Origin of the sequence: Anoxybacillus sp. UARK-01, assembly GCF_002075365.1 — a bacterium.
GTDB lineage: Bacteria > Bacillota > Bacilli > Bacillales > Anoxybacillaceae > Anoxybacteroides > Anoxybacteroides rupiense.
This window is the reverse complement of record NZ_NASY01000031.1, coordinates 298,640-314,396: the sequence shown is the minus strand read 5'-3', so window position 1 is coordinate 314,396 and position 15,757 is coordinate 298,640. Positions and strand designations below refer to the sequence as shown.

The window sequence follows — 15,757 nt, the reverse complement described above, 5'->3', positions numbered from 1 at the left end:
TCTGAAAATAGTCAAGGAATATCTACGTGAGTTTTACTAGAAATTTCAAAATAGAAAACGTATTTGAGCTTGTTTTTTCGCGCTGAAAAAATCAGGAGATCTGTTATCATATTTCGTGCAAAAAAAAAAAAAGCGGCTGTCATGTTTGCAGTTACGACAGCACAGCTACTGAGCAAAGATGAAAAGCATATAAAATTGATGTGTTGGACACCCTCGTGTTTTACACAGAGGATACGTTTTAGGACCCGAGCATTTCTGCTGTTTTTTCATCTGTGATCAGCACATTGATTAATTTCCCATTTAAAACGGCTTTAATGGCTTCGACTTTTTCCACCCCCGCTGCTACTCCGATCACAAACGGGATTTTTTTTAATTTTTTAATGTCGAAAGAAATAATTTTATCATTCCAGCTATTCGAAGGAGCATTTCCATTTTCATCGATAAATTTATAGCAAATATCACCGACCGCATCGAGTTCATTAAAATATTGCCGATACTTTTTGCCAATCTCTGATCTCGTAATGGTGGAGTGTTTAGGTGAACCGCCGATTCCCACAAGGATGATATCCGCTTTTTCAGCAAGTTCAAAAACACTTTGTATCGATGATTGGGACATAAACAATTCCTTATCTTTTTTACTGTCGGCTATTACCGGAGCATGAAGGAATTTATAATGGGCTTTTAATTTTTCGGCAAACATAGAAACAAGAACATTGGCATGGATATCTACCCGTTCATCTCCCATGCCTCCTACGATCGGAACAAAGGTGGTAGAGGCATAAGGGAGCTTGGCTGACAGCTGCTTTGCTACGGAGAGCAAGGTGGTGCCAGAAGAAACTCCGACAATTTGCCCATTTTTCAAGATCCTTAATAAATAACGGCTTGCATATGTTCCAATACTGTCTAAATCTGTGCCATTTCCCAGGTTAGGAACGCAAATGACCTCCCGAAGCCCATACTTTTTCTCAATCCTTGCTTCTATATTCATAAAAGGATGGTGTGAGCCGTCATGAATTTTTATTTCCACAATTCCTGCTTCTCTCGCCTTTGATAAATATTTTGAGATTAATGATCGACTTACACCGAACACTTTGGCGATTTCTGATTGGGTCGCTCCTTCCAAGTAATACATATGGGATATTTTCACAAGCAGCCTTCTATCTTCCAACAGTCCCCCTTCTTTCTATCAAAAATTAGACTGTATTTTGTTATAATCAACGAAAGAATTGGTTATTTCTCAAAGCGAATTTCTTTCCCGACTTCGAGCGATGGGAAGGCGAAAGGCTCAACAAAAACCGCTCCAGGAAGCACATGTTCATTCGGCGCGGAGAAATAGATAGAAATATGGCCCAGTTCTTTTAAATTTTTGTTTGCTGCTGATCCGACCGCCGTGATGGAATATTCTTGATCGTTCCAAATGATTTTTCCGCCTTCAACTAGAGGTTCATCTGGCACTTCACCGGCAAATTCGTGAATAACCGATATCTCTCTTAGCTCTGGAGGAGCGTGAAGTCCAAAGAGAATTAATAGGTTTTCTTCTTTAAATGATGAGACGAGTGCGCCGATTTCACGAATAATGGTTTTTGACATCTTTTATCCTCCTTGAATGATTAATACATGCCAATGCTTGCGGCATATGCGATTAAAACGGCAAGCACTCCCGTGATTAAGCGGCTGTACAAGACCGCTGGCACGCCGTATTGAATCGTTTCCGGCTTTGCTTCGCCAAGAGACAGACCGACAGGGACAAAATCCGCACCCACCTGGCCATTAATAGCGAATAGAGCCGGCAAAGCAAATTGCGGCGGAATATGGCCTGCTGCAATTTGGCTTCCAATTAACACCCCAACGACTTGCGCAATCACCGCTCCGGGACCTAATACCGGCGACAGAATCGGAATGGTGCATACGATAACAATGATGATCAATCCCCATAAAGAACTGGCGAGAGGAGAAAGAGTATTGGCAATCACATCACCGATTCCCGTATAATTGATGATGCCGATTAACATACTGACAAAAGCCATAAATGGAATAATATTTTTAATCAGCATATCAACAGAATCGCGGCCCGCCTGATAAAAAGTGCCGGTTACTTTTCCTATTCCCCTTGAAAACCTCATAAATAGATTTTCATTATGCTCACGGGATTCTTTTTTCACTTGTTCATATTGAGAGCGAAAGGCTTCCTTATCCTTCACATCGAATGCCGGTCTTTCTTCCAAGTTTTCTGCTTCCAAAGCATCCGCCTGAACCGCTTGTTCTTCTGCTTCATCCGCTAGATAAATGTCCTTCACGGTAACGCCTGATACAAAAATATCTTCTGTAATGTGTTTCGCTAACGGACCAGAAGGAGAAGACGGAAGAATATCAACGGTCGGGATTCTTTTCATTGGATACAGGCCGATTCTCGCTGTTCCGCCGCAATCAATCACCACGCACATTATTTCATCTTCTGGAACGGAATGTTTAAAGCCATCTATCGCTTCCGTGCCAGTTAACTCTGCTATTCTCGCTGCTACAGGATGGATGCCGCCGCCCGTAATCGATACAACTTTTTGTTTTTTTCCTTGCGGCTCAATGCGCAAGCCTTTTCCCCAGCCGCCTGAACCTTTGGCAACAAAAACAGCTTGTTTTGACATCATTTCTCCTCCTCTTAAACATATTTGAATTCGCTTTCATCTTTGCCCTATGTTAAGATTTTGCTTCCATTCTGCGCGCCAAGAATTTGGTAATATATTCGGTAATGATTCCCCGCAATAAAATGACAACAATCCCTACGAGAAAATAGCGGACAGCAAGCTCTGACATCGAATAGCCGGCCTCTTTGATCCCATTGGCAATTCCTAAATAGACAAATAGCTCGCCTGCGTTCGCATATGGGAATAGCGCTGTTACCGGATGAACGAATGATACGGCAGAATCATAAAACGCCGGTTTTTGTTTCTCTGGCAAAAATCGTCCGAACGTATAACACATCGGGTTTGTTAATAGCAATACGGACAATATCGGCATGACCGTATATCTTAACAGCATATACTTTGAGGCAAATTGAATCGCTCGATTGACCCGCTCTTCCCCAATAAATTTAATAACGGCATAAGTGAATGTAAGTAAAACAATTAAAGTCGGGATAATTCCTGTAAACATTCCCATAAACGTTTCTCCGCCGGCCTGAAACATTCCGATAAAATGTTCACCAATCCATTTTAACCATTCCATCTTTCACTTCTCCTTTCCGGACATTTTATATGGAAAGCTTTTTCTTAGAAATGGAAACCGTCGCGTTTTCGGCTGCCATTGACAAAGCCGCCAAAAATGAAGGGATTTGCTTCTTCCTTCCTCCAGCCCTTTCTACACATTCATGATGATCATCCAAAATTTTCGCTACGTGATGCCCAATGTATTTTTCATATTTTTTAAACTTCGAAAAAACGGAAACCCCTTTGAGAATATAGCAATCTTCTATCACATAATCGTTGTTCACCACAATCATAGCCACAGCGCCGGGACTTAATTTTCGTCTGTTCATACCAGAGTACAAAAAATAGCCTTCTTTGCCTTTGTAATGGCTTACAATTTTGCCGACATATTTTTGATAATGTCTGACTTGTATGATCGTTGCCACATATTGAATCAGCAAAATCATCGACAAAATGATGGCAAGCTTCAAAAAGAATCACCTCCTTTGCGCTTGACACATGCATTTTTAGTTTGAAAACAAACGATCTTGTAGAGCTCTTAATTTCCAAACAGTGGTGGATGGATCTAACTCGACATCATCCAATGTTAAAAATTGGCCTTGTCTAATAGGGCGTTTGGCGATAATTTTTCCGCTGATTAAACCGATGGGGATGTGCGAATATTTCTTCATCTCTTGATGAGTTTCAAGCACGCCTCTTACCGAGTAGCCGCCAATGCCATCAATGGCTTCCCCTGCCTGGATATCGCGCTTGGCGACAGCGACTGTTTCTGAAACGGGCGCGCCTAATGGATGAATCGACGTATCGTGATGCAATACGGCTTTGGCAATGGTGATCGGAGTTTCTAAACTTGCGAGATGATAAGGCCGGTAAAGAACGTAATGGGGACCTTTGCCAACTTTCAAATACCTTAATTCGGCATCCACAGGTTCTAATTCGCTTTTCACGATGACAAATACGCCCGGTGCCAACCCTTTTACATATTCAACGACTCCGAATTGGTTTAAAACACCGCCGTTTTCTTGTAAATTCAGCTTGTCGGCAACCGTTTCCAAATGGGCCTCCACGCCATGCATCCCAATTTTATCTGGAATGAGGCCTGTGGCGTTGCTTAACAAATTCATTTCCGCCATTGTTTTTGTGCCGTCCTGGAACGCCGCAAGCATATGGGCGCTCATCCGTTTTTGAAGAGCTTCTTCCTTGCACGTATCCGGATTGGCGTTTGGAATAAACGGGTTGTTTTTCCCTTTTCCAGCAACCAGTACTTCAAAGCCCATCGTCTTTGCAAACTCATACAGTTCCAGCGTGGCTGCCGGCTCATCTCCCGCCGATCCTGTATAAACTAACCCAGCTGACGTAAACCAATTGTGCATGATAGAACCAATTGTAATATCTACTTCGACGTTAAGCAGTACTAAATGTTTTCTCGATCTCAATGCTTCCAGCGAAATATTTGCGCCGACTTCAGGAATCCCTGTCGCATCGACAATCACTTCCACTTCATCCGATTGAATGACTTTGCGGTAATCACTGCTGACAAGAACAGGATGTTTGTTCGTTACTTTCGATTGATAATAGCTGCTGGCTCTTTCTGCCGCCTCCATATTGACATCGCAAATTCCTCTGATCTCCATGCCAGGTATGCGCGAGATTTGCGAAATCAGCCCAAATCCCATTTGACCTGCGCCAACCACTCCTACTTTAATCGGCTGACCGTCACGTTCCCGCGCAAGCAATTCTTGATAAATGGACATGTTTCCAGCTCCTTCAAAGCGTTTTTTAACGTATGTGCACGCACTCGTAACATTTGTTACGGTATATAACATTTGTTAATAGATTGTTATCATCATTATATCCCAATTGTTCAAAAAGTCAATAAATTCTTAAAATGATTTTTTAAACTTTTTATACTTTGAAATGCCTATTGAAATTTGGTTATAATGATTTCAATCCTCAAGGAGTTTTTATCAATTGTGAGTGTCGGAAACATTTTACAGAAGGAAAAGAAGCCAGACTTGAATAATATACTTAATATAGAGAAGGATTTGATCCTTCATAAAAAGAGGTGAAGAACGTGGAAATTAAAGAAATAGAAGCGGTGTTGTTTTGCATTCATTGCAACGAGGAGCAAGACCACGTCATTACTTACATTAACGATAAAATCTCAAAGATTGAATGTGTTCACTGCCATCACTCTGTTGAAATAAAGATTGATTTATTACATGAATTTTATCATGAGGTATATGAAAAAATTGTTCATAAACCGGCAGAGATCACAGAGGAATATCGAAGCGACCTCAGTAAATTTTTGCTTTCCCTTCCGGTCCGAATCATAAAAAAGCCTTACAGCATTTATAAATATATGAAGCAAACAAGAGATGTTTTTAAAGCCTTTAAAGAGCAGCAGAAGCGAGAAAAGTAGCTTGTTCAATCTTCATCTCCCTCTTTCCTGCTGACCTTCTCGATAAAAAGAAAAAGCGAAATTTCCTGCAAGGTAAAGGTGTTCTCCACGGCTACCAAACAGGAAATTTCGCATTTGTCTAACAACTGTATTTAGTAGATACGATTAAATACAAGCAGAGTGTTAAATATATATCCATAATAGGATCTAAAATCCTTATTGAAACATTTTTTCGAGGTACAAGTATTGGATATTCATATTCTGAAATCATTTTATCTGTTTTAAGATCTTTTATCCTTAAACAGCACCATTCGAATGGTGACAGGCGCTGAAACAATCTGTTGGTTGAATTGATCAATATATTTTGTGATAAAAAAAGTTTGTAAAAAATGCAAATATCAATCCGAGTGGAAACGAAAAAATAACAGACCAACCGTTGACTTTTCCGGTTTCTGCACTTATTTTTATAGCTTCTTTATATCCATATGCAAAATGGAAAACAGATAAAACATAAGTAATAATGAAGAAAGCAAAATCCATTTCTATCCCCTCCAGCTTTTGTCTTCCCTAAATTTCATATATTCACGCTTGTCCATTTTTAATACAAAAAATAAATAGTATGAATGCATCAACATCCTGTTTTTAATTGTATCTAGATACATCGTGTCTTTTTAGTTGGGGGAAACTATTGTTTTACATCATCATATTTCAACTTAGAGAAAGACCATATTTATCTTAACGAACGAGTCGAAATCATGCGTCTTAATTCTTCAATCGAAACATTCGCTTTATGCAACATGGCGTGGCAATTCGGACATACCGGCCGTAAATCTTCAAAAGGATTAACTTTGTACTCTTCATTGATTTCACTTAGTGGTTTGAGATGATGAACTTCGATAAAGTGTTTACCGATCCTTCCATAGAACTCCTCAAAATCAAAGTCACAAACCGAACATCGGTATCCATATTTTGATAAACACAACTGCCTTGCTTTCGCATTCCGTTCATAGCGATTGACGGCTACTAATTTTTTACTGCCTTCATATAATTCCATATGGTCCAATTCCTGTTCTTCTGGCATCAAAAACATTTCCTTCTGCTCCGTTTCTTCCTCAAACTCATAAAGACGGACCGCTTCTTTTAATTCAGGTCTCACTTGCCAAAAGCATTGATTCCGATATTCTTCTCCTAAAAAGGGAATATGCCACCATCGAATCGTACCATCTTCTCTTTGCGGAAACGTTATCCCTGGCAATCGTTTGCGTATCCTCCTTCCAAGACGACCCAATTGAGAATTAAATCCCCGATGGTCTACTCTGTTTAAAAGTTTTGCTACTTGTCTGCCTGTCGCTTTTGAATCCTTCTGTTTATAAACCGTCAAGATGAGCACTATATCTTCTGTGCGAAAAACTTCCGGGTCTTTCAACAATTGAAGCCACTGATGAACGGAAATATCAAGTGGATCATTATATACCTTCATTCTTTTCTCCCCCTCTCTCTAGAAAACAAACGACATGCTTGCTAGCGACTTCCCCATCTCCTAAATGAAGGCTTGTCCTCACCTTCTCCTACATATGGTAACCAATTCCTTCATAAAGCTTCTGCAAGATTTCTTCTTGATACCCGGCTTTTTTTATTTTTCGCATTTTCTCTTTGATCGGCTGCAATTCTTCAAGCGTAACCGTCTCTAGTTTCTCTACCCGGTCAAGCGACAGCAAAACAAGGCATAATCCAATAGATCTTGAAAATCTTGAATACCCATGTAACCGACGGGAAAAATTGAACCGTTTTCTCTAAATAAGAGTGAACACTTTTCTGGAAATTCCAGCGTAATCCCTATCACTTGACATGGAGCCTCTGCGTACAAGATATTTCCTAAAAGCGAGCAACAACAAGAATCAGCCGCATGAAACGAGGCTATCATGTACGCCACTCCATGTAAAGTGCACGCTTCTAAACTGTTCAATTTAATCAGTCGAATTCTGTTCAGTTTTATTTAGCGGTCACAGTTGTAAGCCAATCCTAACTCTTTTGCCACTTGGGCGATGGACTTGTCCCCCTCCAAGCATAAATCAACGGCTTGAATCTTGTATTCTTGATCAAATGTTCTCTTTTTCATGATTGGACACCTCGAACCGATTGTCATTAAGTTGATTATCATCTCTCTGTTCTCCGTGTCCAATTTTTAGACTCACATCATTTTTATACAAATAGAAACTGAGAAATTAAAAATTCCGTAATTATTTATCGACATAGCTTCGTGAAGGATCCTAATGGATGGAGGAAGTAAAAAGGTAGAATCTGAATGACTGATAAGTTTTCTTAATAAAAATACTCAACAAAAAACTGATTCAAAAAGTTTACAAAGACCATTTTGAATCAGCCGGTTATTAAAAGTTAACGGAACGATTTTAGAATAAAAAAAATTCATGAAATATTATCTAAATACTCCGATCTAAATACAAACTTTTCTAATGAAACATAGATTAAGTACTTTACAGGAAATTATGTGACTCCTTACCTTAATAAAATTTTATATCAATTTGTACAGTTAGGAGTAAAAGCCGGAAAATTCTTTAACCTAATCCTTTTGTCAATAGAGGAATTCTTTCTTTATATTTATTAATGAGTAACTGATTGTGTTCATCTGCCCCCTCTATATTTCCACTTAGAAAAACAGGTGGAGTGAAACCTTCTTTCGCCATAATCACAATTGCTTCAGCAAAAATGCCATTTAAAATAACGGCTCCTGAAACTGTAGATGTTGGCGAGAACGGTATAGCCACCTTTTCATGTTTTAATATAGCGTCTCCGATTACGGAATGATTATCAATCACTAGGTCTCCCACTTCATATAACCTCTTTCCACTTTCATGTCTTGAAGGTTGACTGTTCGAGTACTCCATAGAAGTTATAATAATCACAAAGGCTCCCTTTTCTCTTGCATGGAGTGCAACGTCAATTGGAACGGCATTTCTTCCGGATGTGGAAAGGACAATAAATACATCTCCTGATCGAATGTCTTGTCTGCTCATAAATGTATGTGCATAATTGTTTTTACGTTCTAACATCGATGAAAGAACTGCTCCTTCATGAAGCATTAAAGGCTCATGAAAAATGGGTTTAATCGGTACAAGTCCGCCCGCTCGATAAAACACTTCTTCCGTTAAAATATGGGAGTGTCCACACCCAAATAATTGAACAATTCCTCCATGTTTTATAGCTTCTGCCACTTTTTCCGCTGCCTTTTTCATCGAATCTGTCTCTTCATTTTTTATTTTTTGCAACAAATGTTCAATTTTTTGAAAATATTGAGCGATCATAATGTTCCCCCTTTTAACAACGTCAATAGATCCCTAACTTTTTCATGATTCGTTTTACCAGGTTCTACTAATAAATCTCCAAAAATATGGGGCATAAATAATTCAATATGGGTCTGTTGGATGGCTTTAAACATTATTGGTACGTGTTCAATTTTAATACCACCTGCCGGCTCAATCCCACGAATACCTCTTTTCACTGCTTCTTTTGCAATAAAGACAAGTTCTTCCAAATGAGTTAACCCCTTTACCGGCATCACTTTGATTGAATCAATATTAAGAGCTGCTGCTAAATCTAAGCACGATTCAACATCAACTGTAGCTCCAGTGGACAATCTCACTTTACCGATTATACCAGTTGGCATTACTAAGGCATTAATCATTGGTTTGACATTATTCGCCTCTAAATATCCTTTGGCGTAGCTAGCTGTTTCATACGGTTGATTAATATGCTCGGATTTTGCCTCAACTGCCATTTGAACAACACGTTTCCACTCTTGGAAGTTTCCACCACCTCCAAGACCAATACTAACTACAGGAACAGCTTTTTTTAATTCGCGTAATTTCGCCACACCCTCATCTATAGTAGAATAGTCTGCTGCTGCAATTCCTGGAACGATATATCCTTCTCCAGCATCATAAATTGCTTTTGCGTTTTCTTCACCACTTGCCAATACATTGATTAATAATTGATCCCTAAATTTTTTCATTTCAAGCAATTTCATCTTTTGCACTCCTTAACATTGCTGCCATTTTTTCAATGGCAGTTTCAACAATTTTCTCTCCCTTTTCTTTTGTGGCAAGAGTTGCATCTCCAAGAACAGCAGTATTAGTAAATTTCTGCCAAGTAGTTGGTGTGAAATCAGCACTTTCCGGTATATTGGGGATGTCGCAGATGGCCTTATCCATATTCGTGTGTTCTTCAGCTAAATAAAGCATGATTGATGTTTCGATTTCACAAGCATGAAAATAAGTGGAATGGACGGATTGAGTTTCTCTTACATCTTTTAAAATTGCATTCATCCCAGGATAAAAGAAATAAAAAACTTTAAAATCCTGAAATCGATCATAAAGAACTCGTGCAGCATCTTTTAAAGCCGATTGATTCCCTAAATGACCATTTACGATCGCCCAAATTCGAAAACCTTGTTTATATAAACTTGTTCCTATATCAACGAGGACTGAAATTAAAGATTCATTTGAAATATTTATGCTCCCAGGAAAGTCTCGTAAACTCCATACTTGTCCATAAGGTAAAGTAGGGAGAACAAATGCATGAACCTTTTCAGCAAGCTTTTCTGATAACCGTTCAGCTAAAATATTATCTGTCGATAGAGGCAGGTGTGGACCGTGAGCTTCAATAGCTCCAATTGGCAATATGGCTATTTTCCTTTCCTGAATTTTATGTTTCACTTCAAAAGAGTTTTCATATTCAAATTTCATCTAGTTCACCTGCATTCAACTCATTTTTTAAATGCAAAACATTTTGCCGGATTTTCCACAAAGAAAAGATAAACTAATTTTTCACCGTCAAAACCGGCTTTGTTCGCTTCATCAATAAATCTCGGCACCCATTTAGCGATAATATACTCTAAACCTAATCCGTCATCATAATGTTTGTAATAAGTCTTTCTTGCTGTATCTCCACTAACTAAAATTTGTCCCTCATATCCTTTACGAACTAATTCTAAAATACAATGAATCCTCGTACTTTCTGGTGCATACTTAATTTTTGCTATTCCATCAAAGCAAAGAAAAGCTCCTGTCTTTGCGATTTGCTCATGATAATACGGATCGGGATTTCGATCCATATGACCAAAGCTGACGTATGATAAATCAACACCCTCACTCTTTAATATTTCAATTTGCTCTAATGCCATCGTGCCAACTTCTGTATGTGAGTGAACAGGAGCTTTCGTTTCATGATGAGCTCGCGCAACAGCGCGTATTGTTTTTTCTTCTAAAGGAGTAATGCGATTATAGCCTGTTCCAAACTTCACTTGTCCTCCTTTATAAGAAGTTCCTTCCAATCCTTCTTCAATTTCTTTTACAACAAATTCTGTTAACTCATTAATCGATGAATGGTCAATCCATTGTGCATAAGTATCAAAAGGTCCTATTACTTTTCTTACTTTTTCTTCTATTTTCGCATCCCATAAAAAGCTTTTATTAAACCCAGCCGTTCCAATAATAAAAATTCCGGCTTCTTTCCCTATTTCTGCAACTGCCTCTACATCTCGACCATAATCAACTGCAGTTGCATCTACAATTGTTTGTCCACCGTGTTTTTTAAAATCTAACACATCTTTTAGGGAAGCCTCTTTATTATCTAATAATAAGTCATTCTCTCCTTTTTCAACCCAATACGGAGGACGACAAACAATATGTTCATGAGAATAGGTAAATCCAAGCTGTTCCGGTTTTATATCACCAAAAAATGTTCGGATGAAAGACATGCTAGACACCTCTTTTTTCATTTTTTATCCTAATTGGAAATGTCCACACTTGTGCGGGAAATATATAATTAAGACCAGGCTTCCCCAATCGTGAAAGACTTCTAACCTAATATATTCCAACCATCTTATTCAATCATTAGAAAAATAAACCTGATAGAAAGCGAATAATCGGCCCTAAAATAAACATGTCAGAGTCTGCAGCCCACATTGCTGTGTCAGGAACAGTACTTGCGATTAAGTTTCTTACCATGAAATATTGTCCCCAAGCAACTACCGTCGCCGTAATAAATCCACCGATTAAGGCACCGCGTACACCACCTGTCGCATTACCAAACACTCCGGCTGTGGCCCCATGGAAAAATAAAACGATCATGGTAGGTACAAAAATGTAAGCAGCTGTATTCCCTAACACAACCAACCATAATAATGCCCCGACAAACGCACCAACAAATCCTAAAATAACAGCATTTGGAGCAAACGGGAACACAACCGGACAGTCTAATGCAGGTTTTGCACCTGGGACTAATTTGGTTGCAATACCGTTGAAAGCAGGTACAATTTCACCAATGAACATCCTTACCCCCATCAACACAACTGCAATACCACCCGCAAATGTAAATGATTGAATAATTGAATATACGATAAAGTCTTGTCCACCTGTACTTCCTATTAATTCTTTGGCCCCGGGGGTTGTTTTTAACGAAACGACAATGGCCCCAATAAGAAATAGAATTCCCATAGTCAGCGCCGTAATAACGTTTGAATCTCTTAAAAACTCGAGGCCTTTAGGCAATTTTATTTTTTCTGAATCGTTTTCCTTATTTCCTAAATATTTACCTGCAATAGCTGCCAAAAGTGATACAGATGCAGAAGTATGTCCTAGAGCAATGTTATCATTCCCTGTTATTTTCCTCATGAACGGCTGCGTCAGTGTAGGTTGGATGGTCCAATAAAGCCCCATTACAATTGACAAAAATGTGACCAATCCCCAAAATGACAATTTGTCTCCCACTGTATGAACAACAACTCCTGCAAAAATCGTTGTTGTCCAGAACATCATATGGCCCGTTAAATAAATATACTTAAAAGGTGTCATTCGAGCTAAAAGTACGTTGATCAGAAATCCTAATGTCATGGCTAATGTTACAGCGCTACCAAACTTCGCATTGAAAACATCTTGCCCCATAAAGTTTGATAATGCTTCAGCTTCTAAGTTAAACACTTCTTTCCACATTGGTTCAAATACGTTCAGTGCCCCGACAATAATCCCTGATCCAGCACTAATGATCAAAAAGCCAATAATTGCTTTAAATGTACCGCTGATTACTTGACTGGCCGTTTTCTTTTGAAGCAATAAACCGATTAAAACGATAATTCCTAATAAAATTGCCGGTGTCCCGAAAAAGTTATCGGCTAACCAATACAAAAATTCCATGCTTAATCCTCCCCCCTAAAATAAGGTTTATAAATTTTCTTTTAAAGCTGAACGAATTTCGTCCATATCAAAATAGTTATTCACTATAATGACCTTAGAGGGTGTTCCTTTTAATGATTGAGCTAGTTCATTACTAGTAATAATGATATCCGGGTTCAGACTGGAAGCTGAAGATACATCCGTATTATCCACATCAGCCGTAATCCCCATTTCCCTTAATGCCGTTTCGACGTTCATTCGCAATATTAAACTTGTTCCTTGACCTAAACCACAAACGCATAAAATTTTCATCGTCACCCAACTCTCCTTTTGATCCATTAATTTAATAACGATTTTATTTCTTCGTAATTTTTTGCCGATTTTAACTTTTCTGTATTTTCAACATTCCCTAACACCTTCATTAACATTTTTAAAACGTTTAAATGTTCATCGCTGTTTGAAGCTCCTAACGCAAACACTAGCTTCACCGGATCATTTCCGGTGCTTCCAAATGAAACAGGTTCCTTTAGTTGAATCAAAGAAACACTTGCTTCTTTTACTCCATCTTCCGGACGAGCGTGCGGAATTGCAATATTAGGGGCTATCACAAAGTACGGGCCGTTTTTTTGAAACGAGCGAATCATCGCATCGATATAAGATTGCGTGATATATCCTTTGTCACTCAATAAATGCCCGGCTTTTTTTATTGCTTCTTCCGGAGTAGATACTTCTACATTAAGTGCTACAATGTCTCTCTCTAAAAATTTCATATCCAATCTCCTTTAGTTCCCAACTTTTATGATGTCGATAAGATTTGAAGCACACTTTCTTTCGTTTTACATTCCATTAATTCCACTACTGTTTTTCGTGAAGAAAGCAATTCTGATAATTGCGATAGAGCTCTTAAATGGAGTTGGTTATCAATAGAAGACAAAACAAATAATAAACGGACTTGATGGTTTTCTTTACTTGAGAACGATACAGGTTTTTGTAATATTAGTAGACTCATTCCAAGTTTTAGTGCACCATCCTCCGGTTTCCCATGCGGGAGCGCGACATTTGGTACAACAACATTATATGGGCCCAATTTTTTAACATATTGGATCATTGCATGAACATAAGATGGTTGAATCACTTTATCCTGCAATAGCGGATGAGCTGCCTTCCTTATAGCATCTTCCCAATCATTTACTTCATTCAAAAATGTTACATATTGACTCTTTAAAATATCTAATAAATTTGGACCTTCCCCCTTTTCTTTAGTCATGATTGGTTGATGTAAGTATTCTTTTAATGCGAGTTTTAACGATTTTTCATCTTGTATACTAGAATATTGTTTAATGATGCCCATTATAGAATCAACGGAAACTCGAAAAGCACTTTGTTCAGTCCCCGTTAATGCATGGACCTTTTTAATTAATCTTTCTTTGTCCTTATCATTTAAGATCGGATTTACAATAAAAGTCGGATGTTTCGCCTCCTTAATCGGGACTGTTGATACTATAAAGTCTACATTCGAATATGACCTGTTCTCATATTCTCTTGCAGAAATAATGTCTATAAAATCAACGGTTGAAAATAGTCCATCTAATTGATGTTTTAAAATGGTTGAAGTTCCAATACCGCTTGGACAAACTATGATTGCTTTTTTTCTTTTTTCCGGTTGTAGCCCTTCTTTTTTCAACCAACCTCCAAAGTGGATTGCTATAAGAGCAATCTCATCATCATGAACCGATTCACCTACAAGCGTTTCAAAATGATGAATAACTTTTTTTGTAATTAAATACACATCTTTATATTTTCGTTTAATTTGATCTGCTAATGGATTTTCAGCTTTTAATCCATATTTAATTCGATAGAAAGCAGGTTTTAAATGTAACACAAGATTGGCTTCAACTTCTTTTTTATTTGAGAACGATACACAGGCAAATGCTTGAAAATCAGTAACCATTTTCTCAGCAACAAGCTTTAATGTTCTTGTTTCATCATCTTCATTTGCTTGAGCTGAATATTGCACTTTTGCACTTAACAAGTGGGTTGCTAAGTAATAAACTTCATCTTCAGGTAATAAAACGTGATAAATCTGTTCTAGCTTTTTGCTAGCTATTTTCGCTGCTTGAAATTCTTTCGTTTGATTAATAATCTCTTTTTCTATTGAATCCATCGATATTTCTTTCCCTTGAACAATTCTTTTACCGAATAACCAAAACCTTAAAACTAAGCTATTTAATGTATCATCTGCAAATTGTATATTTAACTCCTGTTCACATTCATTCAATATCGTTTGAATCTGTATGAGTTCTTGGGAAAGAATCGTTTGCTTTTGTCTTTCTTCGGAAAAAAGTGCCCGGGTATTCGATAAAAATGTATGCCAATCAAGCGGCTCCGGTATAAGTTTTGATAGGTAGTAAACAATCGCTTTTCGTTTATCGCCTTCACTCCCTTGAACTATATATCCTTCCCCACGCTTTGAAAGTAATTGAAGAGAATACAGCTCCAGTTCTTTTTTTAGCTTCTTCAAGTCATCAATCGTAGTATTTCTACTTACTCTTATTAACTCTGATAAATCCTCAAGGAATAAAGGTCTGTCTCTTGTTAATAAGTAAATTGCTAACCAAGCTAAGCGTTCATCTGCAGAATATTCATATTCCCATTTGTCAGCAACCTCCAGTTTTTTAGCAATTTTTTCCCGTTCACCTTCCGGGATATAATAGCCTTTTCCCCTAAAATATTGAACAATTTCTAGGCCATTCGATTTCAGCCAATCATTAATTTTATCCAGGTCGTAGTAAACGGTCCTACGAGATATGCGGAATTTTTTAGTGATCTCCTCAACGGTAATACTGCTATCCCGCCAAATTAACTCTGATAAAATCGCTTTACTTCTTTTATCCAAATACATCATTTTGCCCTCCCTGCACTCTAGTGCATCACATTGGATGGCTAGTATTGATTAATGCTAT

General features: G+C 38.1%; 18 protein-coding genes. 1 reads left to right on the top strand and 17 read right to left on the bottom strand.

Annotation, left to right across the window (positions count from 1 at the left end):
- Positions 1 to 238: 238 nt before the first annotated feature.
- From B6A27_RS06010 to B6A27_RS05985, 6 genes are all read right to left on the bottom strand, one after another.
- Positions 239 to 1,168 carry a sugar-binding transcriptional regulator gene (locus B6A27_RS06010; protein WP_231883425.1) on the bottom strand — a complete coding sequence of 310 codons (930 nt, stop codon included), beginning with the start codon at positions 1,166 to 1,168 and terminating at the stop codon, positions 239 to 241.
- A gap of 62 nt (positions 1,169 to 1,230) precedes the next feature.
- Entirely contained in the window at positions 1,231 to 1,590 is a 360-nt protein-coding gene (locus B6A27_RS06005; protein ID WP_080860730.1) for a PTS glucitol/sorbitol transporter subunit IIA, read from the bottom strand.
- A 20-nt stretch (positions 1,591 to 1,610) separates the two neighbouring features.
- Entirely contained in the window at positions 1,611 to 2,642 is a 1,032-nt protein-coding gene (gene srlE / locus B6A27_RS06000; protein WP_080860728.1) for a PTS glucitol/sorbitol transporter subunit IIB, read from the bottom strand.
- Positions 2,643 to 2,694: 52 nt separating this feature from the next.
- The gene (gene srlA, locus B6A27_RS05995) at positions 2,695 to 3,222 is read right to left on the bottom strand and encodes a PTS glucitol/sorbitol transporter subunit IIC (protein WP_044741664.1); all 528 of its coding nucleotides are present in this window, start codon (positions 3,220 to 3,222) and stop codon (positions 2,695 to 2,697) included.
- A gap of 25 nt (positions 3,223 to 3,247) precedes the next feature.
- The gene (locus B6A27_RS05990; RefSeq protein WP_236631801.1) at positions 3,248 to 3,673 is read right to left on the bottom strand and encodes a transcriptional regulator GutM; all 426 of its coding nucleotides are present in this window, start codon (positions 3,671 to 3,673) and stop codon (positions 3,248 to 3,250) included.
- A gap of 36 nt (positions 3,674 to 3,709) precedes the next feature.
- Positions 3,710 to 4,957 carry an NAD(P)H-dependent oxidoreductase gene (locus tag B6A27_RS05985; protein ID WP_080860726.1) on the bottom strand — a complete coding sequence of 416 codons (1,248 nt, stop codon included), beginning with the start codon at positions 4,955 to 4,957 and terminating at the stop codon, positions 3,710 to 3,712.
- Positions 4,958 to 5,277: 320 nt separating this feature from the next.
- On the opposite strand from B6A27_RS05985, the gene B6A27_RS05980 reads away from it, so the two are divergent.
- Positions 5,278 to 5,625, top strand: coding sequence for a hypothetical protein (locus tag B6A27_RS05980; protein ID WP_044741662.1), 348 nt, complete (start codon positions 5,278 to 5,280; stop codon positions 5,623 to 5,625).
- Positions 5,626 to 6,334: 709 nt separating this feature from the next.
- Here B6A27_RS05980 and B6A27_RS05970 read toward each other — a convergent pair.
- The 11 genes from B6A27_RS05970 to B6A27_RS05925 all read right to left on the bottom strand — a co-directional run bounded on the left by B6A27_RS05970 (position 6,335) and on the right by B6A27_RS05925 (position 15,699).
- The gene (locus B6A27_RS05970; RefSeq protein ID WP_080860724.1) at positions 6,335 to 7,084 is read right to left on the bottom strand and encodes an HNH endonuclease; all 750 of its coding nucleotides are present in this window, start codon (positions 7,082 to 7,084) and stop codon (positions 6,335 to 6,337) included.
- Between the two features lie 88 nt (positions 7,085 to 7,172).
- Positions 7,173 to 7,322, bottom strand: coding sequence for a hypothetical protein (locus B6A27_RS18605; protein WP_156450539.1), 150 nt, complete (start codon positions 7,320 to 7,322; stop codon positions 7,173 to 7,175).
- A gap of 278 nt (positions 7,323 to 7,600) precedes the next feature.
- On the bottom strand, positions 7,601 to 7,723 hold the full coding sequence (locus tag B6A27_RS05965; protein ID WP_159719482.1) for a transposase: 123 nt from the start codon (positions 7,721 to 7,723) through the stop codon (positions 7,601 to 7,603).
- A 457-nt stretch (positions 7,724 to 8,180) separates the two neighbouring features.
- Positions 8,181 to 8,927, bottom strand: a complete 747-nt coding sequence (locus B6A27_RS05960) for an SIS domain-containing protein (RefSeq protein ID WP_044746811.1) — start codon at positions 8,925 to 8,927, stop codon at positions 8,181 to 8,183.
- Positions 8,924 to 9,649, bottom strand: coding sequence for a KDGP aldolase (locus tag B6A27_RS05955; protein ID WP_080860705.1), 726 nt, complete (start codon positions 9,647 to 9,649; stop codon positions 8,924 to 8,926). Before B6A27_RS05955 ends, B6A27_RS05960 begins: the two co-directional genes overlap by 4 nt.
- Positions 9,636 to 10,367, bottom strand: a complete 732-nt coding sequence (locus tag B6A27_RS05950) for a creatininase family protein (protein WP_080860703.1) — start codon at positions 10,365 to 10,367, stop codon at positions 9,636 to 9,638. Before B6A27_RS05950 ends, B6A27_RS05955 begins: the two co-directional genes overlap by 14 nt.
- Positions 10,368 to 10,387: 20 nt before the next feature.
- Positions 10,388 to 11,380 (bottom strand): phosphotriesterase family protein, encoded by a 993-nt coding sequence (locus B6A27_RS05945; RefSeq protein WP_080860702.1) that lies wholly within the window; start codon positions 11,378 to 11,380, stop codon positions 10,388 to 10,390.
- A gap of 136 nt (positions 11,381 to 11,516) precedes the next feature.
- Positions 11,517 to 12,815, bottom strand: coding sequence for a PTS ascorbate transporter subunit IIC (locus tag B6A27_RS05940; RefSeq protein WP_080860700.1), 1,299 nt, complete (start codon positions 12,813 to 12,815; stop codon positions 11,517 to 11,519).
- A gap of 27 nt (positions 12,816 to 12,842) precedes the next feature.
- Positions 12,843 to 13,106 (bottom strand): PTS sugar transporter subunit IIB, encoded by a 264-nt coding sequence (locus tag B6A27_RS05935; protein WP_080860698.1) that lies wholly within the window; start codon positions 13,104 to 13,106, stop codon positions 12,843 to 12,845.
- Positions 13,107 to 13,132: 26 nt separating this feature from the next.
- The gene (locus tag B6A27_RS05930) at positions 13,133 to 13,564 is read right to left on the bottom strand and encodes a PTS sugar transporter subunit IIA (RefSeq protein ID WP_080860696.1); all 432 of its coding nucleotides are present in this window, start codon (positions 13,562 to 13,564) and stop codon (positions 13,133 to 13,135) included.
- A 26-nt stretch (positions 13,565 to 13,590) separates the two neighbouring features.
- Positions 13,591 to 15,699, bottom strand: a complete 2,109-nt coding sequence (locus tag B6A27_RS05925) for a BglG family transcription antiterminator (RefSeq protein WP_236631800.1) — start codon at positions 15,697 to 15,699, stop codon at positions 13,591 to 13,593.
- Between the last annotated feature and the right edge of the window lie 58 nt (positions 15,700 to 15,757).